Source organism: Vibrio rotiferianus, assembly GCF_002214395.1.
In the GTDB taxonomy this organism is placed as follows: domain Bacteria; phylum Pseudomonadota; class Gammaproteobacteria; order Enterobacterales; family Vibrionaceae; genus Vibrio; species Vibrio rotiferianus.
In genome coordinates, this window is record NZ_CP018312.1 from 837,682 (window position 1) to 862,488 (window position 24,807).

Consider the following 24,807-nt stretch of genomic DNA (forward strand, 5'->3'; position numbering starts at 1 on the left):
AATTTAGGCTTACATGTAATTTTGTTGGCTAAAAATGAAACTTTTTTACAGATTATTGTAGTTTCTTTTGTTTTTTGGTTTGTTTGCTTCTTTTTTGTTCAATAAAAAGTTAAGTTTTATTTACTTGTTTATCAATGATTTATGCTGTTTTGTTGTGGTAAACCACTACTTTTGGGGTATTTCGAGAGTGAGATCTGATCCAAGTCAATTTTTTTCACACTCTGAAATATTATACTCAGCCCTGAAAGCAATTTACTAAGACGGTTGTTGGTTAAGTAGCTGATAAACAGTGGAAACAGCAAGCAGTGGCCTTAATAAAAAGTTTTTAATATTTGTTAATTTTAGGAGAATCCCTATGCCTGTAACTAATATGGCTGAACTAGATGCAATGATTGCTCGCGTTAAGAAAGCGCAAGAAGAGTTCGCTACTTACTCTCAAGAGCAAGTAGATGCAATCTTCCGCGCTGCGTCTCTTGCAGCTAACCAAGCTCGTATCCCGCTAGCTCAACAAGCGGTTGAAGAATCTGGTATGGGTATTGTTGAAGATAAAGTAATCAAGAACCACTTCGCTTCTGAGTTTATCTACAATAAATACAAAGACGAACAAACGTGTGGCATCCTTGAAGAGGATGACAACCTAGGTACAATGACTATCGCAGAACCTGTAGGTATCATCTGTGGTATCGTACCAACAACTAACCCAACTTCTACTGCAATCTTCAAATCTCTAATCTCTTTGAAGACTCGTAACGGTATCATCTTCTCGCCACACCCACGTGCGAAAAACTCTACTAACGACGCAGCTAAACTAGTTCTAGATGCAGCAGTAGCAGCAGGTGCTCCAAAAGACATCATCGGTTGGATCGACCAACCATCTGTAGAGCTTTCTAACGCTCTTATGAAGCACGACGACATCGCTCTTATCCTTGCAACTGGTGGCCCAGGCATGGTTAAAGCAGCTTACTCTTCTGGTAAGCCAGCAATCGGTGTAGGTGCAGGTAACGTTCCTGTAGTTATCGATGAAACAGCTGACATCAAGCGTGCTGTAGCTTCTATCCTTATGTCTAAGACTTTCGATAACGGCGTAGTATGTGCTTCTGAGCAGGCTGCAATCGTTGTTGATGAAGTGTACGACGAAGTAAAAGAGCGTTTCGCTTCTCACAAAGCTTACGTACTAAGCAAAGGTGAAGCAGATAAAGTTCGCAAAGTTCTTCTAATCGATGGCGCACTAAACGCGAAAATCGTTGGTCAACCTGCTCCAGCAATCGCTGAAATGGCAGGCGTGAAAGTTCCAGCTGACACTAAAGTTCTAGTTGGTGAAGGTCTAGGCAAAGTTTCTTACGATGACGCATTTGCTCACGAGAAACTATCTCCAACTCTAGGTCTATTCCGTGCTGACAACTTCGAAGACGCTGTTGCTCAAGCAGTAACAATGGTTGAAATCGGCGGTATCGGTCACACATCTGGTCTATACACAAACCAAGACGTTAACGCAGACCGTATCCGTTACTTCGGCGACAAGATGAAGACTGCACGTATCCTTGTAAACATCCCAACTACTCACGGTGGTATCGGTGACCTTTACAACTTCAACGTAGCACCTTCTCTAACTCTAGGTTGTGGTTCATGGGGTGGTAACTCTATCTCTGAGAACGTAGGTCCTAAGCACCTAATCAACAAGAAAACTGTAGCGAAGCGAGCTGAAAACATGTTGTGGCACAAACTACCTAAGTCTATCTACTTCCGTCGTGGTAGCCTTCCAATCGCTCTTAGCGACCTAGAAGGTAAGAAACGCGCATTCCTAGTAACTGACCGTTTCCTATTCAATAACGGTTACGCAGATGACGTAGTACAACTACTTAAAGCTCAAGGCATGGAAGTTCAAACGTTCTTCGACGTTGAAGCTGACCCAACGCTATCTGTAGTTAAGAAAGGTGCTGAAGCAATGCAAAGCTTCCAACCTGACGTAATCCTAGCGCTAGGTGGTGGTTCACCAATGGATGCTGCGAAGATCATGTGGGTAATGTACGAGCACCCAGAAACAGCATTTGAAGAACTAGCAATGCGCTTTATGGACATCCGTAAACGTATCTACAAGTTCCCTAAAATGGGTCAAAAAGCTGAGCTTGTATGTATCACTACAACTTCAGGTACTGGTTCAGAAGTTACTCCATTCGCGGTTGTTACTGACGACAAGACTGGTGCTAAGTACCCACTAGCTGACTACGAACTAACGCCAAACATGGCAATCGTTGATGCTAACCTAGTAATGAACATGCCTAAGTCTCTAACAGCATTCGGTGGTTACGATGCAGTAACTCACGCTCTAGAAGCTTACGTATCTGTTCTTGCGAACGAATACTCAGATGGTCAAGCTCTACAAGCTCTTAAGATGCTAAAAGAGTACCTACCATCAAGCTACGCGAACGGTGCAAACGACCCAATCGCTCGTGAAAAAGTACACAACGCAGCAACTATCGCTGGTGTAGCATTCGCGAACGCATTCCTAGGTGTTTGTCACTCAATGGCGCACAAGATTGGTGCTGAGTTCCACCTACCACACGGTCTGGCGAACGCACTACTAATCTCTAACGTTGTACGTTACAACGCGAACGACAACCCAACTAAGCAAACTGCGTTCTCTCAATACGACCGTCCACAAGCACGTCGTCGTTACGCTGAAGTAGCTGACCACCTAGGCCTAAGCCAAGCTGGTGACCGTACTGCTCAGAAGATTGAACGTCTACTAGCATGGTTGGATGAGCTGAAAGGCGACCTAGACATCCCAATGTCTATCCAAGCGGCAGGTGTTTCTGAAGCTGACTTCGTAGCGAAACTAGATGAGCTAGCGGTTGAAGCGTTCGATGACCAATGTACTGGTGCGAACCCACGTTACCCACTAATCTCTGAGCTAAAAGAAGTTCTAATGGCTGCTTACTACGGTAAAGCTTTCGTTGAAGGTGAAACTTTCGAAGGTACTACAGTAATCAAGAAAAAAGCAGACCAAGAAGCAGCGAAAGCAGCTCCTAAAGCTAAAAAATAATAAGCGGAAACGTAATTAAGATTCGCTTATGAGAAAAGGTTTTCGCTAGCACGAAACCTTAATCGGGAAAAGGTTAAAGCCCCAGTCGTATGACTGGGGCTTTTTTTATCTTTTGATGTCGCTCTGAAATGTATTTACCCATTGAGGACGAATTATGGATACTTCACATAAAAAGCGGCGTTAAACTTCAGTACTCACCACTCGGCCACTGAAGTACTCATTGGAAACGATATACGCAGTATTCCGCACCAGTTCATCTTGAATTTCAGCCCAATGTCGTTCGTCTAGATCTTCTTTCATATGGTTAAGCGATGGGATGACACCGCCTACACGTATATTGAATGGAGTCAGCTCTTTCGCCCAACTTAGCGTAAACCCAGACACTAGCGCGGCCATACTCTCAACACCAGTCAGGTCTTGGTGATCATCATGAGATATCACATTGATTATCACGCCTTTTTTGTTTCTATTGCGAAACCGTTCTGCCCCAACTTGTCCATAGGTATAAAGAAAGCGAGCTGCACTAGAAAGGTGGTCAATGTATGTGTTCATCGGTTCTGGGTCCATTAAGCTCGGCATTGGTGAGCTTGTCCAGCAATTGACAATCACATCTGGGGAAGCGTTAAGCTGGGATTCAATTTGGTCAAACAGAAGGTTGATGGAAGTCGGAGTATCGCCACAGACGTTAATGGCATAAACCTTATCGGTGAATGTCTTAATTTGAGCGTAGCTTGCACTTAGGTTTTGTGGATTGCTGTCACACAGAACTAGAGTCGCGCCCAGATGTGCAAAATGATTGGAACACGTTCGTCCTAGCACGGAGCCGGCTGCAGTAACGAGTATGATTGAATCTTTGATATCCATAACACCTTCACTATTTAGGCAATGATAACCAGTAGTTTGTGCTTTTAGCATGGATCAAAAATGTTATAGGCAGTGTGAAAAGCCTCAAACTAACGGCTTAACCCTGAGGTAAATGTTGGGTTCTTTGCAAGGTGTCACATTTCTGGCGTGCGTCAAATGAAACCGGACGCTTGGAAAGCTGTTATTTATGCTTGAGCGTGGATTTGGTACTGGCGTTGAGCGGTTACGAGTTGGTTGTATAAGCCTGCCTCAGGAATCAGCTTTTTGTTACGTTCCCCAAGGCTGCGGCGCTCATGGCCGGAAAGGTTGTGGTAAACCTCTTCCGGTAGATTGAATGTGTCTTCAGGGAGGTAAGTAAGCGCGTCAGGCTTTAGATAGTGGCTCAGTTTCGCCGAAGGCAATCCAGCATCATGAAACTGTTTCGCTTGCTCTGCGGCTAACTCGTAGCTGCTGCTATCAGAACGCAGCGCCTGAGGTTGAGATAGACCGAATTGTTGGCGAAGAATGTCGTCGCTAGTGATAACTTCTTGGACTTCTTCAACTGGAACCACATCGCGTACATCATTTGAAAACATCGATAGAATCAGCGAAAAATCGGCACGACGACCTTCATGCACGGCATGGTTGATACCATTACCGAACTGAAGTTCGTTGATGATTGCTGCTTTGTCTAAAGTATGGATTTGCATGATGTTCCTCGTTTGATGCACTTTTAACGGCAACAGCGGAAAGAACTTTAGGAAAAAGAGGGGATTAATTGAAGAAATAGGTTGTTGAAGCAATAAAAAAGCCCGCGATGATGCGAGCTTTTAAATATGACTAAATTGAACTCAGGGGAAGTAAATTACTTCGCTAGGTTCTCAGCTACGAAGTCCCAGTTTACAAGTGCCCAGAAGCCGTTCATGTAATCAGGACGTACGTTGCGGTAATCGATGTAGTAAGCGTGTTCCCACAGGTCAACAGTTAGAAGTGGAGTAGTACCTTCTTCTGTTAGAGGCGTTGCTGCGTTAGAAGTGTTAACGATCTCTAGAGAACCGTCAGCTTTCTTAACTAGCCAAGTCCATGAAGAACCGAAGTTGTTGATTGCTGCATCAGTGAACTTCGCTTTGAATTCTTCGAAAGAACCGAATGCTGCGTTGATTGCATCAGCAACTGCACCAGTTGGTTCGCCGCCCGCGTTTGGCGCTAGACAGTGCCAGTAGAACGTGTGGTTCCAAATCTGTGCTGCGTTGTTGAATACGCCACCAGTAGAAGTCTTGATGATTTCTTCTAGTGTTTTGCCTTCGAACTCAGTACCAGGGATAAGACCGTTTAGCTTAACAACGTAAGTGTTGTGGTGCTTACCGTGGTGGAAATCTAGAGTCTCTGCAGAGATGTGTGGTTCTAGTGCGTCTTTCGCGTAAGGAAGAGCTGGTAGTTCAAATGCCATTGCTCGATTCTCCATAGATATGAAAGGGTTACCTTTCGATTGCTTCCAGTGTTTTTATTTATATGTAGTCGTTACGACTGACTTGAAAAGTATTTTAGCAAGTTTTTACTTTATTAAAAGCCCGATATGAAAATATTTTGACAGAAAGGAGGGCTAGCGCGATAACTTCCAAGGCCATTACTAAGTGTAAAGAGAGCGAGTTATTGGTCCTATTGTTGTGTCAAACAACTTGGGAAGCGCTCGTTATTGCACCGCGTTGTTTTCCTTGCTTACTTTCGGTAGACAGGGAGTCAATGACAAGGCGCTGAATCCTAACTCTTGAAGTTACTTGGGCATACACACCAAAACAAATCGCCTCCACGTGTACAGCAAAAAGCCGATTCGGCTTTTAAACCTTATGGAAGTGGTCGTTTTCTCAAGGTGTCCATTTTCTTAAGTTAGAATAAGTGACTACGCTCGGATTCCTGTATCTTGAAGTTACTTTAGTACAAAAGCTTACTAATTATATGGTTTTTATTCTGTGTTTATTGAGTAGAATGTGGCAATAATTAAAGTTCACATCCATGAATGAGGAAGCGATGGAAACTATCGATAAAATCAAACAGCAGATTTCTGAAAACTCAATCCTGCTGTACATGAAAGGATCACCGAAACTACCTAGCTGTGGTTTCTCTTCTCAAGCAGCACAAGCGCTAATGGCTTGTGGTGAGAAGTTCGCTTACGTAGACATTCTACAAAACCCAGACATCCGTGCTGAGCTACCAAAGTACGCTCAATGGCCAACATTCCCACAGCTTTGGATTGCAGGTGAGTTGATCGGTGGTTGTGACATCATTTTGGAAATGTTCCAAAAAGGTGAACTTCAGCCTCTAATCAAAGAAGCGGCAGCTCGTGTTGAAGGTGACGCGGAGTAATTCGTAAATACTCACATTTGGCGATAGAATACGAAGGAGCCGCATTGGCTCCTTTTTCTTTTTTAGGTTAGTGGAATGAACATAAAGCTTTACTACGTACATGATCCAATGTGCAGTTGGTGTTGGGGTTACAAACCAACCATCGAAAAATTGAAACAACAACTGCCAGGCGTGATTCAATTCGAGTATGTGGTGGGTGGGCTTGCGCCAGATACTAATCTGCCGATGCCACCAGAAATGCAGCAGAAAATTGAACAAATTTGGAAGCAAATCGAAGCACAGCTTGGTACTAAGTTTAACTACGATTTCTGGACATTATGTATACCAGTACGCAGCACTTACCAATCTTGCCGAGCGGTCATTGCAGCCGGTTTCCAAGATTCTTATGAGCAAATGTTAGAAGCAATTCAGCACGCTTATTACCTTCGTGCTATGCCACCTCATGAAGAAGCGACACTTTTGCAATTAGCGAAAGAAATCGGTTTAAATGTGCAGCAGTTTAAGAACGATATGGATGGTTCTCTGCTAGAAGGAGTCTTCCAAGATCAGTTGAGCTTAGCAAAGAGTCTTGGTGTTAATTCCTACCCAAGTTTGGTATTGCAGATCAACGATGCTTATTTCCCGATAGAAGTCGACTACTTATCGACGGAAACGACGTTGAAGTTAATTCGCGAGCGTATTATTGAAAACATGTCTGCTCAATAGCCTCTGAAGCATCTTATGAATTATAAAAGCCTAGCGTTATCGTTAGGCTTTATCATTGAGGTTAAACTCTTCCGAGCCCTACATTATTGCCTTTAGCTTATCCGCTTAGCCTTCTACCGTTGTGGCCAGAAGTTCTTTCTCGAAACTTTCAGATAGATCTAAGATCTTATCAATAAGATGTTCGACCTTTGTTTGAACATCGATGCTGAACTCTAGCTCCTCAATCATCTCTTCACTTATTTGCTCTAGCTCAGCTAATGGTCGAGCGATGGCATCGCAGGTGACCATCTGTGCCGCCCCTTTCATTCTGTGTGCGGTGGTTCTTAGGGGCTTGTATTGGTTCTCTTTCCATAGCTGCCTGAGCAATTTACTATCTGCTGCAAGTGTTTGGTTAAACTCTCGTAATAGGTTGTCAATGATTTGTCTATCTCCAAATAGCTCCTTGAGTTCTTGGTGATTGATGAATTGGGGTTGCTCTGGTTTAGAAGATGCCTGTTCAGCAACTATTGGTTTGTTGGGGTTGTGCTCTGAGGTGGCCGCTTGCTCCATGCTTAATTCAATTGAGCTGAACAGATCACTGAAAGCATGGCTGTCGTTGTCTGCGGTTTTGCTAAGTTCAACCTCTGGATTTAATAGCGTACTTGAAATAGGTGGTAGCCACTTTTCAATCGTTAGCTTGAGTTGTTTTATTGATACCGGCTTGACTAAAAAGTCGTCCATACCATATTCATAGCAATGGGAATCTTCCCCCTGTACTGCATTAGCTGTTAATGCCACGATTGGCAGTCTTATTTCGGTGGTAGTAGGAGAAGAACTACACCCTGTTTGGATGATTTCCATTCTCGGGGCAATAAAAGTTACTCCAGCTTCAGGCAGCAAATGCGATAGTTCTTGCTCACTCCCGCAGAGGCGTTGTTGTTCATCGCATTGTTGCTCAATCTTACGAATGGTTGCTGATAACGTGTAGCCGTCCATCGCCGGCATATGGCAGTCTGTTAATAGTAAGCCATATCGAGTGGACTTAAGGGCATCTAGCGCTTGCTGCCCATCATCGACGATATCGGCATGTACACCGATTTTTTCAAGTTGTTTAGAGATTACCTGCTGATTAATTGGATGATCTTCGGCAACTAAAATTAAGCGACCATTTAACTCGGCTTGCTCTCGTGACTCTTTTGGTATGTGGTGACTGGTCTCTGATTCATGTGGTGGAAGTAGAGGTTCATGACTTACAGGTTTAGTCAGCACATGCACTAAGTTATCTGGAATAAGTGGGTTAACAGATAAGCACCAACATTTGCCAAGAGGCTCTGGTGATAACATTGGGCTTTGGTTTATGACTGTAAAACGCGTACCTGGGGCATGAGCCTCAATCCAAGCATCGGTAATGGCGAGTTGCTGCCAAACTGACATTGCGACAAATATGTGCTTTGGTTGGTCGTTAATGACAGAGTCTTGCAAAAGACTTTTTTGGCTAATATTCATAACTTTAGGTTCTAGACCTAAGTGTTTTATGTAACGGCATAGTTCTTCTTGTTGTATGAAGTACCCGACGATGAGAACGCCATTTGAGTAGGAGTTTGCCTGCGTATTTTCTTCACTAATTTCGATTGTGCTCTCAGGAAGCGCTAAAGCCGGAGTTGTGAGGTGGTGCTTGTTAGTCACGATAGGGAAGCTTAACACTAGCGTAAACTGACTTCCTTTGCCCTCTTCGCTGTGTAATTTTAGTTCCCCGTTCATCTGCTCAATGAGTTTCAGAGCAATTGACAGTCCTAATCCTGTACCACCAAAACGACGGCTTGTGGTTTTATCAACTTGCTCAAATGGTTGGAAGAGAGTGTGTTGTTTCTCTTTGGGGATACCGATTCCTGTATCTGATACCGTTAAACTGAGTGTCTGTTTGGTGCTGGTGGTTTCAAGCACATCGAGTCCCAGTGATATAACGCCATGCTCAGTAAACTTAATTGCGTTATTTAGGAAGTTGTTGAGGATTTGATGAAGGCGAATATCATCAGCTACTAAGGTTTGAACAAGCCGAGGATCTTGCCAATAATGGAAAGCCAATCCTTTCTGTTGTGCGTGAATAGACTGCGGTTGGACAATCCTCGCCAGTACTTTGCCAAGTTCAATTTCGGTTGGTGTTATTTCGAGCTTACCTGCTTCAATTTTTGAGTAGTCTAAAACATCGTTGACGATGTGGAGTAGGTTTCGTGCTGATTGATGAATACCAGCGTGCAAGTTCAGCAGTTCGTCGTTTAAGTTATGTTCCTGCATCAATTCCAGTAAGCCTAATATCCCACTGATAGGTGTCCTCACTTCATGGCTAATTGTTGCAAGAAACTGAGATTTCGCAGCTGTAGCGCTTTCGGCTTTTTGTCTTGCGTAATCTAATGCCTGCTGCTGCTTTTTCAACTCAGTGATATCCGTGACAACGGTATTCCACTCCAACAGTGGTTTATTGTCTTTCGCTCTTATTCGTATCTTGCTGGATCGTAGAGGTTTTTGGTGGTGTCTTGTCGCTGAAATATGACTATTAAATCGCACCCACTTTTCTTCACTGTGCTTGTTTGCAAGTAGGTGCTCACTTTCCCATCGACCTACTTTAATTGCCTCTCTCATCTCTTGCTCTAACTGGTCTAACTTACCTGGAGCGATAAGTTCAAATAAACAAATAGGGCTCTGTTTAACAGCGTCAGGTGAGAGGGAAAACATATCTCGAACGCCTGCACTGACAAAATTAACGTGTATGTCGAGTGGGGACTTCGCATCTTGATGGGTATGTTGAAGTACAACACCATTAATATTATCAGCAAGTGTTTGTAGGTGTGCTTCGGCTTTTTTTGCTCTATTCTCGGCGATTTTTCTTTGCTCGATTTCCGCTGCCATTTTTCTATTCCACAGCACTATGCCAAGAATAATACACAAAATCGCAGTGCCTAAAATGGCTGACCATTTTGCAACCTCCCGAGGGGAAAGGCCTTCTTGATACTCGTAATTTAGCCACTTTCCTTCGAGCCTATCCAACTCCTGTGGAGGCAAGGCATCAATGGCTTTGTTTAGAATGCTGAGCAGCATCGGATGCCGAAAGTTGACGGCTAAGGTGAGAGGAGCACTATTTTGCTCGCTAATAACCCCTGAGACTTTAAATTGGCCAACATAGTCTTTGTGTAACAATGGAGCTGCGTGATGCAACGAAGCCAGAACATAATCGGTTTGCTCTTTTTGTAAAGACTGGAATGCTGAGACATGGTTGATAAAAGGAATTGGACGGCAGGTAAGACATAAAGCAGACAAAATGGAGGCTCCGCCAGTATGCTCGATTATCGCAACAGATTCACGACCATTAGGTGCAAAGTTCGATAGTTGCTCTGCTCGGCTCAGTAACACCCAAGGCTCATGACTGTATGGTTGACTAAAGTCCATAGTACGACGCGCTTCAGCTGAGGGGGTTGCTCCCGTTAGTGCCATCAAATCGCCTTTTTCGAAAGCCGTTTGCTTTGCTTCTTCCGAAGAATAGGCGACTGGGGTGAAGGTTACGCCTAATATGTTGCCAATTAGCCCCAGTACGTCAGCACTTAACCCGGTGTGTTGTTGTCCGGTTAAAAAATCATATGGTGCCCAATTGGCATTTACGCCAACGGTTATTTTGGGGTTTTTGCCTAGCCAGTTTTTCTCGTCTTGGGTGAGGTTTAGCGCGCCATATTCTAGCAACATACCGTGCTGGGCTGGCGTCAGCCATTGATTATAAATCGCCTGAACAGAGTGAGATTTAATGTCTTCTAGAGCGAAATTAATTCGGCTAAGTAATTTGTGCTTTCCCTTTTTTACGGCGAAGTGGAGGTGGTCAGCCGGTAAATCCGGCAATATAGATAATACGAGAGAATCTTTAGGGGAGTTTTTCAGTAGTGTTGATAATGCCAGTGCGTCTCCAATGTATCCGTCTACTGAACCTTCCGCGATTGCTCTAAACGCGGCCTGGGTATTATCCAATGTTGTAACCTGACTTTGAGGAAGAAGGCGAGGTAGCAAATCATTAAGTGCAAAACCTTTTTCTATAGCAAGGTTGGCGCCAGACAGGTCGGAGAGTTCACCAATACTGTGTTGTTGGGTGATAACGGCTCGTCGAATACTGAACATCGGCTCACTGAATGCCATGTAATTTTGCCGCTCTGGTGTGGCAGACACTCCAACTAATAAATCCAGTTCGCCTTGCTGAAAGGCATTGAGTACGTCACTGAACGTAGGATAAAGCTCGATCTTGTATCGAAAACCGGCTTGATTAGAGACTTGCTCAAGCATGCTTATTAGCAAACCTTCGGTGATCATGTGGCCTGAAGTTGTTTGATGTTGATAGCTATAAGGTATAAGTGCGTATTCGGGCAACCCCACGATAAGCTCCGGTCTATCGATTTGACTCGGCGTAAACTTCTTGTCTTGGATGCTTGCATAGCTGAGTGTTGACCATAAAAAGATCAGCAAGCAGAATCCAAAGCCAATGAACTTATCTCGTTTGAATTGTAGGACCTGAACTGTCATAGGCTCTCTCACGTTGAGTGTTTACTTCAAATCCAAGTTTTACCCGACTGCAACTTGACTGGTTTCTATTAAAGGGGGAAGGTCAAAGTTATCGAGTTGTTCGAACGTAAGCCGCTGTAATAATGCCAAGCCTGAATCGTCGTTATTGAGATACGATTTGGTTTGTATCCTGACTTGTTCCAGTTCCTCTTGCATGCCAATTGCTTGGTAACACATAGCAAGTAAGAAATGAGCTTCGATATCACTGTCCAAAAAATCACTATGAGACAAACTCCAAATGAGTTCTTTAGCGGTTTCTGGTTGATTTAGTTGGAGTAGCTGTAGGCTTCTGCATAGATTTTGCAGTGGTTTGGTGAGAGGTAAGGTTTTTTCTACATTAGTTAGGCGTTGCCATGCACTATCTGGACGCCACATTGCCAGTTCTTTACCTGTCAGGCTTTGATAATCTGACCACAGAATCAGTGCTCGCTTGCCTGCGCTGTCCCAGATGGAATAAGGCATAAGCCGAGCGAGTGACCTGAGATGAATATTTGCTTCGGCTGTGTTTCGATTGAACAGTTGCAACCAAACCATAGTCGTTGTCATTTCGATATTTGTACTATTGACAGACAAAACTTGATTGATCAACTTTTGAGCTTCTTCCATTTTGTTGGCACACAAGCAAATCTTTACCTTGAGTTGCAGCAGCTTAATATTACGGGGGTTAGCATCGATTAATGCTTCAATGTTGTTCAATGCCTCTTCGTATCTCTTTTGAGCAAAGTAAACTTCAATAACCTTTATTTTGGCTGGCAGATAGTCATGGAGCTGCAATAGACCATTAAGCATGGCGTGCGCTTGATCGAGTTGTTGATGCTTTATCAATACATTGGACATATAGATAATCGCGTCTTTTAACGTAGCTGGATCAGGTGCTTGAGCAAATAGTGGTTTGACGGCATTGAGATCTTGTTTTAGATAGGTCTGCTCTAAGGTCGCAAAGAATTGTTGACGAGAAAGGGCGAGAGAGACACGTTTGATAATATCATCTGCTCTGATAGGTTTTATCAAATAGCCGTCGGGTTCAAAGTGTGAATAACCAAAGAAGATATCTTGAGTGTCATTGCCAGTGACCACAAACACTAAGGTGCTCGCTTTTATTAGTTCCTTTTGTCTTAAGAATTCGAGTAATTGAAGGCCGTTGCTTCCTGCTCCTAGATCGTGGTCGATAAGTAAGATATCAAATCGATGAGAACGGCATGCAGCAATCGCGTTTTGAGCATTGGCGGCACTTATGACGTTATTATTTGGTACGCCTAGTTTGATCAGTAATGCTCGAGTTGCACTTTGAATAACGCTACTGTCATCAATAATGAGATATCGTGATTGGGCGAGTATATCCATATCATAGCCTTTTGACGAAATAGTAATTGGCCGTGTTCTTATCCTTTAATCAACGGCTTATTAGAAGTTAAAGTGTAGCCAAGAGTGATACTTTTTCCACTTGTTGCATATTGTTCTGTGAAGGTGTGTAAGCGTGTTTAAGTTGAAGGCGAGGTCTTTGGCAAACAGTAGAAATAAAAAAAGGCCGCGTAGGCGGCCTTTTTAGAAGGGAGTTGATAGGGCTCTATAGCACCATTGCAGCAATCCAACCGAAGATAATCAGTGGAATGTTGTAGTGGATAAATGTTGGTACCACTGTTTCCCAAATGTGTTCGTGCTGACCGTCTGCGTTTAGGCCAGATGTTGGACCTAACGTTGAGTCAGAAGCAGGAGAGCCAGCATCACCTAGAGCAGCTGCTGTACCAACAAGTGCGATGGTTGCCATTGGAGAGAAGCCGAATGCCAAAGCCAGTGGTACGTAGATCGTCGCAAGGATTGGAATCGTTGAGAACGATGAACCGATGCCCATAGTTACTAACAGACCAACGATCAGCATCAGTAGTGCTGCCAGCGGCTTGTTGTCACCGATGCTTGTTGATAGCGATTGTACTAGCGTTTCTACACCACCAGTTTGCTTCATTACTGCCGCAAAACCTGCTGCCGCAATCATGATGAAGCCAATCATTGCCATCATGTGTACGCCTTTAGTGAACACATCGTGCGTTTCTTTCCACGCGATAACGCCGCCGAAAGTGAATACCATGAAGCCAGCCAATGCACCAATGATCATTGAACCAGTGTAAAGCTGCATGCTTAGTGCTGCGATAATGCCTAGACCAGCGACCATGATGTGTTGTTTATTAATCGTCTCGCCCGTCTCATGAACAACCGTTAGCTCTGTTTCTTTGTATTCACGAGGTTTACGGTAGCTAACAAAAATTGCGGTAAGAAGACCAAAAATCATACCTGCGCCAGGCAGTAGCATTGCGGTAGGTACTTGGCTTGCCACCACATCGGTTAGACCGTTGTCATGCAGGTTCTTCAGTAGGATGTTGTTTAGGAAGATACCACCGAAGCCAATAGGTAGAACCATATATGGCGTGATCAAACCAAAAGTCAAAACACAAGCGACTAAACGACGATCCAGCTTAAGCTTTGCGAATACGCCTAATAGAGGTGGAATCAAAATTGGAATGAAGGCGATATGTACCGGAATCACGTTTTGAGAGGACATGGTAACAAGTATAAGAGCAACCAATACTGCGTACTTTAGACCAGTAGTCGACGCAGAGCTCTCTTTACCATTTAAGCGCTTAATAACGCTTTTTGCCAGAAGGTCAGTGATGCCAGAACGAGAAATCGCAACAGCGAAAGTACCTAGCATTGCGTAGCTCAGTGCGATAGTCGCACCGCCACCTAGGCCACTTTCAAATGCGGCAACCGTATCCCCAAGGCTCATGCCTGCAACAAGGCCACCAACGATGGCACTAAACGTGAGGGCTACCACCACGTTTACGCGCATCAATGCTAACGCGAGCATGACGCACACAGATATAACGACAGGATTCATACTTTTCCTAATATGTTGTGTTTATTTATTATTCTTCGTCAACAAGCGGCCAACCGCCGAGGGCCTTCCATTTGTTGACGATGCCACAGAATAACTCTGCAGTTTTTTGTGTATCGTAAAGGGCTGAGTGAGCCTCACGATTGTCAAAATCCATCCCTGCTGTTTTGCATGCTTTGGCAAGAACAGTTTGACCATAAGCAAGTCCACTTAATGTTGCGGTGTCAAAAGTGGCAAATGGATGGAAAGGGACTCTTTTTAGTTTGCAGCGCTCGTTAGCTGCATTAACAAAACCTAAGTCGAAAGCCGCATTATGTGCAACCATGATCGCTCTTGAGCAATCTGCTGCTTTTTGCTCTTTACGGATTAACTTGTAAATCTCTTTTAGTGCTTCTTGTTCAGAAACAGCTCCACGTAGCGGGCTAAAAGGGTCACGAATGCCGTTAAATTCCAGCGCTTCTTTTTCCAAATTCGCGCCTTCAAAAGGTTCGATATGAAAATGAATGGTTGAGGCAGGATGCAGATCGCCATTTTCATCCATGCTTAGGGTGACGGCGCAAATTTCTAAAAGTGCATCAGTTTGAGCATTGAAACCTGCGGTCTCAACATCAACTACCACTGGGAAATAACCTCGAAAACGCTTTTTCAGGGTTAGAGCTTCATTTTCTATTGTCATGTCGGCTTATTTTTGTGTGACGAAGGCTGCATTATTGCAGATTCTACCGATGAGAAAAACCGCAATTTCTCATAATTATCTAATTCAACAATGCCTATATAAAACAAGACTTATACTCTGAATTAGCAGGTATGTAACTCTCTAATCTGGCGAAGTAATTTTTCATTTTATATAGAAGGTAAGTGGAAGGCGGCCTCTGTTTGGTCTTAAGCTATTATAGTTGGCGAGAATTTTGCATTATTTCGATAGTTTTCAATAGAACCAGATCAACGGCAATTGCCTGCCGTTTAAGAGATTATATCTAAATGAAGAAATGGCTAATAACAAGTGGTGCAGTACTCTCTATGCTAAGTGCAAGTGATGCATTGGCAATGGGGAAGCGTTATTTAGCCACACCGCAGCAGTCTCAGTGGGAAATGGTGGTCAATACTCCGTTGGAATGTCAGCTTGTTCATCCTATTCCTAACTTTGGTGATGCTGTGTTTTCATCTCATGCGAGTAAAAAAATCAACTTAGATTTTGAATTGAAGATGCGCCGCCCAATGGGTGAGACGCGTAATGTGAGCCTGATATCAATGCCGCCTCCTTGGCGACCGGGAGAGAACGCAGACCGCATTACTAACCTCAAGTTTTTCAAACAGTTTGATGGTTATGTTGGAGGGCAAATGGCTTGGGGTATTCTGTCTGAGCTAGAGAAAGGCCGTTATCCTACGTTTAGCTATCAAGACTGGCAAAGCCGTGATCAGCGTATAGAAGTGGCTCTGTCATCGGTATTGTTTCAAAGTAAGTACAATGCGTTTAGTGATTGCGTTGCTAATTTGCTGAAATATAGTTTTGAAGATATAGCGTTCACTATTTTGCATTATGAACGCCAGGGCGACCAGCTCACAAAAGCATCAAAAAAACGGCTCTCTCAAATTGCTGATTACGTGCGTCACAATCAAGACATTGATTTAGTGCTTGTGGCCACTTATACAGATACCACCAACGGTAAAAGTGAAAGCCAAAACTTATCTGAGCGAAGAGCTGAGTCATTGAGAGATTATTTTGAATCACTCGGTTTACCGGAAGATAGAATCCAAGTGCAAGGTTACGGTAAGCGTCGTCCAATTGCGGACAATGGATCTCCAATTGGTAAAGATAAGAACCGTCGCGTGGTGATTTCTCTAGGACGAACCCAGGTCTAACTGAACTGCTAACCAATAAAAACGCCAGAGTTTGACTCTGGCGTTTTTGTATCCACTTGACGTTGTTAGTAGTTTTATTCGTTGCCGCTTAGCTTGTGTAATAGGTTTTAGTTTAGGCGAAACTTTGCAATGATCTCACAATTAGTCGCGGTATCAATTTTCTCGACTTGTTTTGCGATTGCAGGATTTGGGTGGCGCTTCATGAAATCGACAAGAGCTTTGGTACAGCAGCCAATCGAGTCAATAAAGCTTGCGCAATCTGTATTAGGACATTGAGGGATCAGCGTCAGCACTTTCTCAGAAGCGAGTTGAAGATATTTGAGCTCATATTCTGTGTCGCCTGCCCAGCGCCAAAATTGGGCAAGGTTGTGGCATGAAATCACCGAAATCAATAATCGCTCGTCGGCTTCTATTTCCACGCATTCGCTAATATCTTCACTCAGGCTAAGGGCTTGCTGGTAATGAAGAATGCTACGAACAGGGTCATCTAGTTGAAGTGCCGTATCGGCTAGAAGTGTGTGTTTTTCCCATTCACTGATCATTATCGTTATCCCACATGTCGATGTTGGTGGTGAATCTAAACGATAATTATTATCAAGTAAAGTAATTTGTTGATAAAAGAAAGGCAGGTCTCAGACCTGCCTGCAAATAATAGCGAGTTTCAGTAGGAGAGGCTGAGTTAGCCCTCTAGGCCTGCTGATGCTTGTTTATTTTGAATCAGTTCAATCATGTAGCCATCTGGGTCTTTAACGAAAGCGATATGAGTCGTTCCGCCTTTAACTGGGCCTGCTTCGCGAGTCACGTTACCGCCAGCTGCTTTGATTGCGTCGCAAGTTGAGTAGATATCGTCTACGCCAATTGCGATGTGGCCAAATGCAGAGCCTAGGTCGTACTCGGTTTTACCCCAATTGTAAGTCAGCTCAATGACGGCACCTTGAGACTCATCACCGTAACCAAGGAACGCCAGCGTGTATTCGTACTCTTTGTTTTCATTAGTACGAAGCAACTGCATGCCCATGACTTCAGTGTAGAACTTGATAGATTTGTCTAGATCACCCACGCGCAGCATGGTGTGAAGAATTCGACCGTTTGACATTATTTGCTCCTAGCGATTGTTTCAGACGGGGTTATTCGTCTGGGTACACTTTTTCTTTGAATTCACACAGATCTTCGATGATACAACTGCCACAGCGCGGCTTTCTTGCCACACATGTGTAACGACCATGAAGGATCAGCCAGTGGTGTACATCAAGCTTAAACTCTTTTGGCACCACTTTAAGAAGTTTTTCTTCTACGTCGTCGACGGTTTTACCCATCGCAAACTTGGTACGGTTAGAAACACGATAGATGTGCGTGTCCACTGCAATAGTTGGCCAACCGAAGGCGGTATTCAGTACCACGTTAGCGGTTTTACGACCTACACCCGGCAAAGCTTCAAGTGCTGCACGATCTTCTGGCACTTCGCCGTTGTGCTTCTCTAGCAAGATCTTACAAGTCTTGATGGTGTTTTCGGCTTTTGAATTAAATAGACCGATGGTTTTGATGTATTCCTTTAAACCATCGACACCCAAATCAAGAATGCCTTGTGGTGTGTTCGCTACAGGGTAAAGCTTGTCTGTTGCTTTGTTTACACTTACGTCTGTCGCCTGCGCAGAAAGCAGTACGGCAATAAGCAACTCAAACGGTGTGCTCCAGTTAAGCTCCGTCTGAGGGTTGGGATTGTTTTCTCGGAGTCGTTCGAGAATTTCAATTCTTTTGACTTTGTTCATTGCTGACTTCCAAACCCGTCTTTGCGGTTTATGAAAAAGGCCCTACGAGTGGTAGAGCCTTGATTTTAGAATTCTTATATTATGCGTTAGTTACGCGAGCACGCTCAATGGCTGGTTTTTCTTCTTTTGGCTGACGTGCCTGAATTGAGCTGTCGATAACGTTTTTCAACGCAATCAAAAGTCCTACGCCGATAAAAGCCCCTGGCGGCAATAATGCCAATAGGAAGCTGCTATCAAAGTGGAAAACTTGAATACGCAGTGCCGCAGCCCAGTCTCCCAATAGTAGGTCTGCGCCATCAAATAGAGTACCGTTACCGATAAGTTCACGCATAGCACCAAGTACAACCAATACTGTTGTCATACCCAGTCCCATCCAGAAACCGTCTAGTGCTGCTGGCAATGGATCATTCTTCGATGCGTAAGCTTCTGCACGGCCGATGATAATACAGTTAGTTACGATCAGTGGGATGAAGATGCCCAGAGATAGATACAGTCCGTAGGCATAAGCGTTCATCAGGAGTTGAACACAAGTTACCAAGGCGGCGATGATCATAACGAAAACGGGAATACGGATTTCTTTTGGTACGTAGTTACGAATCAGTGAAACCGTCACGTTCGAACCAACAAGCACCAATAAGGTTGCAATACCCAAACCAAGGGCGTTGGTAATAGTGGAAGAAACCGCAAGTAGAGGACACAACCCCAGAAGTTGCACTAGGGCAGGGTTGTTGCTCCACATGCCGTTTTTCATTAGCAGTTTATTTTCACTCATGGTTGCCTCCTGCGCAGTCTAGGGGCTGATTTAGAATCTCATCACGAGACTTATTTACGTAGTTTACTGTGTTTCTCACCGCTTTCACTACCGCACGAGGGGTAATGGTTGCGCCAGTAAACTGATCGAAATCGCCACCATCTTTACGAACTTGCCAAGAATTCCAGTTACTTTCTGTCACTTGCTTACCAGTGAAGCTCAAGATCCAGTCCGTAACGCGTAGATCAATTTTATCACCCAACCCCGGTGTTTCTTGATGGCTTAGGATACGAGTACCAAGGATCTTGCCTTGGTTATCGATGCCAGTGATGATTTTGATTTCACCGTTGTAGCCATCTGGTGCGATGGACTCAATCGCCATTGCCGTCGGTTGGCCATCTTTAGTGGCAATGTAAGTTGGCATCGAGCGAACCGTACCTAGATCCGGCGCAGATACCATAGTACATGCCGCAACAAGGTTGTTGTCATGCATTTCTTCCGGAATCACTTGGTTAAGAACCGACAGCAATTGCTTTTGTTCCTGAAGCTTAATTTGATCTTTTGTTAGGTACTGAGTCAGTGCCACAAGACCTGTTGTAGCACAGGCGAAGATCGCCAATGTCAGACCATTTTTTCTAATAGCGGTTAACATGTTTACCTCAGTGACCGTAAGTTCTTGGTTTGGTGTAGTAGTCGATCAACGGTACACACATATTGGCAAGCAGAACGGCGAATGCAACGCCATCTGGGAAGCCACCCCAACTACGAATAATAAATACCAACGCACCGATTAGAGCACCAAAAATCAAGCGACCTTTCACGGTCGTTGATGCTGAAACAGGGTCGGTAGCGATGAAGAACGCGCCTAACATCGTTGCACCTGAAAGTAGGTGGAAGATTGGTGACGCGGTTTCTCCCGGCATGATCAAGCTAAACACGGTACTAAACAGTGCCAAGCTACCTAGGAAACCAACAGGAATGTACCATTGGATGATGCGTTTCTTGATCATCACTAGGCCACCAACCAAGTAAGCTAGGTTTACCCATTGCCAACCGATACCCGCAAGCCCACCAAACATTGGCTGTGAAAGTACCTCACTTGGCGTAGCACCGGTATGAATACCGGTTTTGAATGCATCTAATGGAGTTGCCATTGTTACGCCATCCACACCAGCGCGAACTTGTTGCAGCGACAAACCATCAAAGTCATAGCCAGTGAAGATCAGAGACAACGCGTCTGCAAAAGTCACATGCTCAGACATTAATGAAACAGGCGCGCTCCAACTTGTCATTTGGACAGGGAAGGAGATAAGCAATACAACGTAAGCGACCATTGCTGGGTTAAATAGGTTTTGACCAATACCACCGTATAAGTGCTTTGCAATAACGATGGCAAAAATCAAACCGATAACCATGATCCACCAAGGGGACCATGGTGGGATTGCCACGGCTAATAGCCATGCTGTCACGATGGCACTGTTATCACGTAGTGCGCGTATTGGAGAACGCTTACGCACAAGCATGACTAATGCTTCAAGTGACACTGCGACCGCAATAGCGAACACAAGTTGAATGATGGTGCCCCAACCAAAGAAGTAGGTTTGAGCCACTAAGCCAGGAATAGCGCACAGTGCTACCCATTTCATCAAATCAGGCGTGCTGCGACGGCTGTGAGCGTGTGGTGAACTGGCAATAAAAAACGACATTACTCGTTCTCCTCAGTATTGTTCTTATTCGCTTCTTGCTGAGCTTTACGTGCTTTGGCACGAGCAATGGCAGCGGCAACAGCGGCTTTCTTTGGATCCACTTCTGGTTCTTCAGAAGGCGTTTCTTCAACAGATTCTGTTTGTGCGTCTTGCTGAGCTTTGCGTGCTTTGGCACGAGCAATGGCTGCGGCAACTGCGGCTTTCTTCGGATCTTCAGCTTGTTCTGCAGGCGCTTCCGTTTCTATAGATTCAGTAGAACCTTCTTGCTGAGCTTTACGCGCTTTGGCACGAGCAATAGCTGCGGCAACTGCAGCTTTCTTTGGATCCACTTCTGGCTCTTCAGAAGGCGTTTCTTCAACAGATTCTGTTTGTGCCTCTTGCTGCGCTTTACGCGCTTTAGCACGAGCAATGGCAGCGGCAACTGCTGCTTTCTTCGGATCTTCAGCTTGTTCTGCAGGCGCTTCCGCTTCAACAGTTTCTGTTTGTGCTTCTTGGTGGGCTTTACGCGCTTTAGCGCGAGCAATGGCAGCGGCAACAGCAGCTTTCTTTGGATCCACTTCTGGCTCTTCAGAAGGAGCTTCCGCTTCAACAGATTCTGTTTGTGCCTCTTGCTGCGCTTTACGTGCTTTAGCACGAGCAATAGCTGCGGCAACAGCGGCTTTCTTCGGATCGACTTCTGGTTCTTCAGAAGGAGCTTCCGCTTCAACAGATTCTGTTTGTGCTTCTTGCTGAGCTTTACGTGCTTTGGCACGAGCAATCGCTGCAGCAACAGCGGCTTTCTTTGGTTCTTCAGCTTGTTCTGCTGGTGTTTCCGCTTCTGCAGATTCCGTAGAGTCTTCTTGCTGAGCTTTGCGCGCTTTTGCACGAGCAATGGCTGCGGCAACAGCGGCTTTCTTCGGATCTTCCGTTTGTTCTGTAGGCGCTTCAGCTTCTACCGATTCGGTTGAATCCTCTTGTTGTGCTTTTTTCGCTTTAGCTCTGGCGATAGCTGCCGCGACGGCTGCTTTCTTGTCACCAGCTTCAGCAGGTGCTGATGCGTCTTCTTGTTGAGCTTTCTTCGCTTTAGCACGGGCAATCGCTGCGGCAACCGCTGACTTCTTGTCGTCAGCATTATCTGTAGCTGCGTCGCCTTGTTCTTTTTGCGCTTTGCGTTCGCGAGCAAGACGTTTGCGTTCTTCGCGTAGCTTCGCCATTTCTGAGTTATCAGGCTCGGCTGCACCAGATTGAGCCGCCGCAGCTTGTTTGGCTTTCGCTTTGGCAATCGCGGCTGCAACCGCAGGTTTCACTGCTGGTTCCGCTTTGGCTTCGGCATTGTCTTTTTGTGCTTTCACGCGAGCGATGGCTGCAGCAATCGCATCGTCACCGCCAGAGGCTTTCATGTCTTTACGACGATCATCTGCGGCTTTCTTAAAGCGATTTTCACGTTCTGCTTTTTCGCGTTCCATACGCGCTTTCTTCTCTTCAAAGCGCAGCTTAGCTCGTTCAGCTGCTGCCGCTTCTTGAGCGCGTGTACGGATTTCAGCTTTCGCTTGACGATAGTATTGAACCAGTGGGATTTCACTTGGGCACACAAACGCGCACGCGCCACATTCAATACAGTCTTTTAAGTTCAGCTCTTCCAGCTTTTCGTATTCTTGGCTTTTTGCATACCACTGAAGCTGCTGTGGCAATAGCGATGCAGGGCACGCTTCCGCACATTGGCTACAACGGATACATTCCATTTCGTATTGGTCAGAAGCGATCTCTCGACGCTTAGGTGCCAGAATACAGTTTGCCGTTTTAGTGATAGGAACCTGAGCGTGGGGGAGTGTAAAGCCCATCATTGGACCACCCATGATCAGGCGCTGCAGTTTCTTATCTGCTTTGTAGCCAAACTCGTCTAACAGTGCTTGTACTGGCGTACCAAGTAGCGTCCAAACGTTACGTGGTTGCTTGAAGGTCTTACCCGTCAGAGTCACGATGCGATTTACTACAGGTTCGCCATCGATCACTGCACGTTTAATTGAGTAGAGAGAACCAACGTTTTGAACCAGGATGCCAATATCTGCAGGGATAGCGCCGCTAGGAACTTCTTTGTTGGTCAAAATCTTGATGAGCTGCTTCTCACCACCAGAAGGGTATTTGGTTGGGATAACGCGGATCACGATGTCTTTATTCATCGCCGCTTGTTCCAGTGCTTTGATTGCTGCTGGCTTGTTATCTTCAATACCAATGATGGTCAGTTTTGGCTTAAGGATATGCTCGACGATCTCGATACCTTGGATCAGTTCGTCTGCATGTTCCTGCATGAGTTTGTCATCGGCGGTAATGTAAGGTTCACATTCTGCCGCATTAACGATAAGAATTTCGGTACGTGCAATACCCGATTGGATCTTCTTAGCGGTAGGGAAGCCTGCGCCACCCATGCCAGAGATACCAGCAAGGCGGATCACGTCGATCAATGCATCAGCGGATTCTTGGGTGTAATCGGCTACTGGCGTTTTCTCACACCAAGTATCGTTACCATCTGGCGTAATCACTGCGCACAGTTCGCTTAAACCTGATGGGTGCGCAACAGTGCGTGGCTCAATAGCTGTTATTTGCCCAGAAGTTGGAGCATGAACAGGAACAGTAAAACCACTGTCTGACGCCGTTAGCTGTTGACCTTTCAACACTGTGTCACCAACAGCAATCAATAGATTACCTGCTTTACCGATGTGTTGTTTCAGAGGTAGGACGATTTCCGACGGAATGGCTGCATGAACCAATTCAGTTTTGTTGGATTGCTTTTTGTTTTCTGCCGGATGCACGCCGCCTGGGAAATCCCATAGCGAACCAGTACGAATTTGTTCAATCAAAGACAACATACGAAACCTTATTTAATTGAATCAGTCACGTTCGCTGCATTGGCAGCATCCGTAATGTTAACCACTGGAATGGCATTAAGCTTCCATTTCCAGCTCTCTGTGGTGGTTTCCACAGGAATCATTTCAATACAGTCAGTTGGACAAGGAGCAACACACAAGTCACAACCGGTACACTCGTCTTTGATAACGGTATGAAGGGCTTTAGTACCACCAACAATCGCATCCACAGGACACGCTTGAATACACTTGGTACAACCGATACACATATCTTCATGGATAAAAGCAACGGTTTTGACTTTGCTGTCGAGATCGTGTGCCGACTCTTCCGCTTCGACGCCCATTAGATCCGCCAGCTTTTCAATGGTCGCTTGGCCACCTGGAGGACATTTATTGATTTTATCGCCATTCGCGATTGCTTCTGCGTATGGACGACAACCAGGGTAGCCACATTGGCCACACTGAGTTTGCGGTAGGATAGAATCGATTTGATCGACAATTGGATCCGCTTCGACTTTGAAGCGAATCGATGCAAAACCAAGTATGGCCCCAAATACAGCGGCGAGGGCAGCAAGAGCGATGATCGCAATTAAAATCGTACTCATCGTTTACTTCACCAAACCTGTAAAGCCCATAAAGGCAAGAGACATCAGGCCTGCGGTAATCATCGCAATCGATGCGCCTTTAAACGGCACTGGTACGTCGGCAGCAGCAATACGTTCACGCATTGACGCAAATAGGATCAGTACCAAAGAGAAGCCAACCGCTGCGCCAAAACCGTAAATGATCGATTCGATAAAGTTGTGGTTCTCATTGATGTTAAGCAGAGCAACACCCAGAACCGCACAGTTCGTTGTGATCAAAGGTAGGAAAATACCCAACAGTCGATAAAGCGTCGGGCTGGTTTTGTGCACGACCATTTCGGTGAACTGTACAACAACAGCGATCACCAAAATGAAGCTCATGGTTCGTAAATATTCGATGCCTAGTGGACGCAAAACATAGCTTTCCACCAAGTATGCACACACAGACGCGAGCGTTAGTACAAAAGTTGTAGCTAAGCCCATGCCAATTGCTGTTTCCAGTTTTTTAGATACGCCCATAAAAGGACACAAGCCTAAAAACTTCACCAGTACAAAGTTGTTCACCAGCACAGTGCCGACCAACAACAAAATATATTCGGTCATAGTTATTACGTTCTTAAAATCCGATCCCAATATTATCGTGTTTTGTGACACCAATAACAACCAGAGAACGGTGTGGTTTTATGCACCCGATGGAAAATTATACGTGTATGTGATGTGAGCGGATGAATTAATAAGAAATTGAAAAGTTTGGTGAATGGTTGTTAACAAAGTAAAACGCAATTAGTGCTGCTGATTTAACGTGGCTTTGCTGGTAGTCAACTAACATCAGGGGAAGAACAAAAGCGTGTTTCTGGGAAGAGCTTTTGTT

Annotated in this window: 20 protein-coding genes; 4 read left to right on the forward strand and 16 right to left on the reverse strand. The window is 44.9% G+C overall.

Going from position 1 to position 24,807, the window contains the following annotated elements; translation table 11 throughout:
* The first annotated feature begins 355 nt into the window (after nt 1-355).
* Nucleotides 356-3,043: a bifunctional acetaldehyde-CoA/alcohol dehydrogenase gene (gene adhE, locus BSZ04_RS12990; protein WP_010449434.1), complete on the forward strand. Its 2,688-nt coding sequence runs from the start codon at nt 356-358 to the stop codon at nt 3,041-3,043.
* Nucleotides 3,044-3,223: 180 nt separating this feature from the next.
* Here the strand turns inward: adhE and BSZ04_RS12995 are convergent, their stop codons facing one another.
* The 3 genes from BSZ04_RS12995 to sodB form a co-directional block, all read right to left on the reverse strand.
* Nucleotides 3,224-3,907, reverse strand: a complete 684-nt coding sequence (locus BSZ04_RS12995; RefSeq protein ID WP_088881597.1) for an SDR family oxidoreductase — start codon at nt 3,905-3,907, stop codon at nt 3,224-3,226.
* A gap of 185 nt (nt 3,908-4,092) precedes the next feature.
* A complete protein-coding gene (locus BSZ04_RS13000) occupies nt 4,093-4,596 on the reverse strand; it encodes a VC2046/SO_2500 family protein (protein ID WP_010449432.1) in 504 nt (167 codons plus the stop codon).
* A 155-nt stretch (nt 4,597-4,751) separates the two neighbouring features.
* Nucleotides 4,752-5,336 carry a superoxide dismutase [Fe] gene (sodB, locus tag BSZ04_RS13005; protein WP_005444665.1) on the reverse strand — a complete coding sequence of 195 codons (585 nt, stop codon included), beginning with the start codon at nt 5,334-5,336 and terminating at the stop codon, nt 4,752-4,754.
* A 578-nt stretch (nt 5,337-5,914) separates the two neighbouring features.
* On the opposite strand from sodB, the gene BSZ04_RS13010 reads away from it, so the two are divergent.
* Both BSZ04_RS13010 and BSZ04_RS13015 read left to right on the forward strand, forming a co-directional pair.
* Entirely contained in the window at nt 5,915-6,250 is a 336-nt protein-coding gene (locus tag BSZ04_RS13010) for a Grx4 family monothiol glutaredoxin (RefSeq protein WP_088880530.1), read from the forward strand.
* Between the two features lie 75 nt (nt 6,251-6,325).
* Nucleotides 6,326-6,955, forward strand: coding sequence for a DsbA family protein (locus BSZ04_RS13015; RefSeq protein WP_088880531.1), 630 nt, complete (start codon nt 6,326-6,328; stop codon nt 6,953-6,955).
* A gap of 105 nt (nt 6,956-7,060) precedes the next feature.
* On the opposite strand, the gene BSZ04_RS13020 is transcribed toward BSZ04_RS13015, so the two are convergent.
* The 4 genes from BSZ04_RS13020 to rnt form a co-directional block, all read right to left on the reverse strand.
* Complete coding sequence (locus tag BSZ04_RS13020) at nt 7,061-11,491, reverse strand: transporter substrate-binding domain-containing protein (protein ID WP_088880532.1); 4,431 nt, start codon at nt 11,489-11,491, stop codon at nt 7,061-7,063.
* 39 nt (nt 11,492-11,530) lie between these two features.
* Entirely contained in the window at nt 11,531-12,874 is a 1,344-nt protein-coding gene (locus BSZ04_RS13025) for a response regulator (RefSeq protein WP_088880533.1), read from the reverse strand.
* A 223-nt stretch (nt 12,875-13,097) separates the two neighbouring features.
* Entirely contained in the window at nt 13,098-14,423 is a 1,326-nt protein-coding gene (locus tag BSZ04_RS13030; protein ID WP_010449421.1) for a Na+/H+ antiporter family protein, read from the reverse strand.
* Between the two features lie 28 nt (nt 14,424-14,451).
* Nucleotides 14,452-15,096 carry a ribonuclease T gene (gene rnt / locus BSZ04_RS13035; RefSeq protein WP_010449419.1) on the reverse strand — a complete coding sequence of 215 codons (645 nt, stop codon included), beginning with the start codon at nt 15,094-15,096 and terminating at the stop codon, nt 14,452-14,454.
* Nucleotides 15,097-15,401: 305 nt separating this feature from the next.
* Here rnt and motY point away from each other — a divergent pair, with 305 nt between their 5' ends.
* Nucleotides 15,402-16,283 carry a flagellar protein MotY gene (gene motY / locus BSZ04_RS13040; RefSeq protein ID WP_038885120.1) on the forward strand — a complete coding sequence of 294 codons (882 nt, stop codon included), beginning with the start codon at nt 15,402-15,404 and terminating at the stop codon, nt 16,281-16,283.
* A gap of 107 nt (nt 16,284-16,390) precedes the next feature.
* Here the strand turns inward: motY and BSZ04_RS13045 are convergent, their stop codons facing one another.
* The 9 genes from BSZ04_RS13045 to rsxA form a co-directional block, all read right to left on the reverse strand.
* Complete coding sequence (locus BSZ04_RS13045; RefSeq protein ID WP_010449415.1) at nt 16,391-16,825, reverse strand: DUF2753 domain-containing protein; 435 nt, start codon at nt 16,823-16,825, stop codon at nt 16,391-16,393.
* A 137-nt stretch (nt 16,826-16,962) separates the two neighbouring features.
* On the reverse strand, nt 16,963-17,379 hold the full coding sequence (gene gloA, locus BSZ04_RS13050; RefSeq protein ID WP_005536423.1) for a lactoylglutathione lyase: 417 nt from the start codon (nt 17,377-17,379) through the stop codon (nt 16,963-16,965).
* 31 nt (nt 17,380-17,410) lie between these two features.
* Nucleotides 17,411-18,052, reverse strand: coding sequence for an endonuclease III (gene nth, locus BSZ04_RS13055; protein WP_005536424.1), 642 nt, complete (start codon nt 18,050-18,052; stop codon nt 17,411-17,413).
* A gap of 79 nt (nt 18,053-18,131) precedes the next feature.
* Nucleotides 18,132-18,824, reverse strand: a complete 693-nt coding sequence (locus BSZ04_RS13060; RefSeq protein ID WP_010645729.1) for an electron transport complex subunit E — start codon at nt 18,822-18,824, stop codon at nt 18,132-18,134.
* Nucleotides 18,817-19,455, reverse strand: coding sequence for an electron transport complex subunit RsxG (gene rsxG / locus BSZ04_RS13065; protein ID WP_010449407.1), 639 nt, complete (start codon nt 19,453-19,455; stop codon nt 18,817-18,819). The genes BSZ04_RS13060 and rsxG overlap by 8 nt, the downstream gene beginning before the upstream one ends.
* Before the next feature lie 7 nt (nt 19,456-19,462).
* On the reverse strand, nt 19,463-20,509 hold the full coding sequence (gene rsxD, locus BSZ04_RS13070) for an electron transport complex subunit RsxD (protein WP_010449405.1): 1,047 nt from the start codon (nt 20,507-20,509) through the stop codon (nt 19,463-19,465).
* Nucleotides 20,509-23,355, reverse strand: a complete 2,847-nt coding sequence (gene rsxC / locus BSZ04_RS13075; protein ID WP_088880534.1) for an electron transport complex subunit RsxC — start codon at nt 23,353-23,355, stop codon at nt 20,509-20,511. Before rsxC ends, rsxD begins: the two co-directional genes overlap by 1 nt.
* Nucleotides 23,356-23,363: 8 nt before the next feature.
* Nucleotides 23,364-23,957 carry an electron transport complex subunit RsxB gene (gene rsxB, locus BSZ04_RS13080; RefSeq protein WP_005439677.1) on the reverse strand — a complete coding sequence of 198 codons (594 nt, stop codon included), beginning with the start codon at nt 23,955-23,957 and terminating at the stop codon, nt 23,364-23,366.
* A 3-nt stretch (nt 23,958-23,960) separates the two neighbouring features.
* Entirely contained in the window at nt 23,961-24,539 is a 579-nt protein-coding gene (gene rsxA / locus BSZ04_RS13085; protein WP_005425202.1) for an electron transport complex subunit RsxA, read from the reverse strand.
* Nucleotides 24,540-24,807 lie beyond the last annotated feature (268 nt).

Coding starts and splice junctions, on each gene's coding strand:
- BSZ04_RS13020 (WP_088880532.1), bottom strand. CDS start 11,491: ATGACAGTTCAGGTCCTACAATTCAAACGAGATAAGTTCATTGGCTTT.
- BSZ04_RS12995 (WP_088881597.1), bottom strand. CDS start 3,907: ATGGATATCAAAGATTCAATCATACTCGTTACTGCAGCCGGCTCCGTG.
- BSZ04_RS13045 (WP_010449415.1), bottom strand. CDS start 16,825: ATGATCAGTGAATGGGAAAAACACACACTTCTAGCCGATACGGCACTT.
- rsxA (WP_005425202.1), bottom strand. CDS start 24,539: ATGACCGAATATATTTTGTTGTTGGTCGGCACTGTGCTGGTGAACAAC.
- BSZ04_RS13015 (WP_088880531.1), top strand. CDS start 6,326: ATGAACATAAAGCTTTACTACGTACATGATCCAATGTGCAGTTGGTGT.
- BSZ04_RS13030 (WP_010449421.1), bottom strand. CDS start 14,423: ATGAATCCTGTCGTTATATCTGTGTGCGTCATGCTCGCGTTAGCATTG.
- rsxG (WP_010449407.1), bottom strand. CDS start 19,455: ATGTTAACCGCTATTAGAAAAAATGGTCTGACATTGGCGATCTTCGCC.
- adhE (WP_010449434.1), top strand. CDS start 356: ATGCCTGTAACTAATATGGCTGAACTAGATGCAATGATTGCTCGCGTT.
- BSZ04_RS13060 (WP_010645729.1), bottom strand. CDS start 18,824: ATGAGTGAAAATAAACTGCTAATGAAAAACGGCATGTGGAGCAACAAC.
- nth (WP_005536424.1), bottom strand. CDS start 18,052: ATGAACAAAGTCAAAAGAATTGAAATTCTCGAACGACTCCGAGAAAAC.
- BSZ04_RS13000 (WP_010449432.1), bottom strand. CDS start 4,596: ATGCAAATCCATACTTTAGACAAAGCAGCAATCATCAACGAACTTCAG.
- rsxB (WP_005439677.1), bottom strand. CDS start 23,957: ATGAGTACGATTTTAATTGCGATCATCGCTCTTGCTGCCCTCGCCGCT.
- rsxD (WP_010449405.1), bottom strand. CDS start 20,509: ATGTCGTTTTTTATTGCCAGTTCACCACACGCTCACAGCCGTCGCAGC.
- rsxC (WP_088880534.1), bottom strand. CDS start 23,355: ATGTTGTCTTTGATTGAACAAATTCGTACTGGTTCGCTATGGGATTTC.
- gloA (WP_005536423.1), bottom strand. CDS start 17,379: ATGTCAAACGGTCGAATTCTTCACACCATGCTGCGCGTGGGTGATCTA.
- sodB (WP_005444665.1), bottom strand. CDS start 5,336: ATGGCATTTGAACTACCAGCTCTTCCTTACGCGAAAGACGCACTAGAA.
- BSZ04_RS13010 (WP_088880530.1), top strand. CDS start 5,915: ATGGAAACTATCGATAAAATCAAACAGCAGATTTCTGAAAACTCAATC.
- motY (WP_038885120.1), top strand. CDS start 15,402: ATGAAGAAATGGCTAATAACAAGTGGTGCAGTACTCTCTATGCTAAGT.
- BSZ04_RS13025 (WP_088880533.1), bottom strand. CDS start 12,874: ATGGATATACTCGCCCAATCACGATATCTCATTATTGATGACAGTAGC.
- rnt (WP_010449419.1), bottom strand. CDS start 15,096: ATGACAATAGAAAATGAAGCTCTAACCCTGAAAAAGCGTTTTCGAGGT.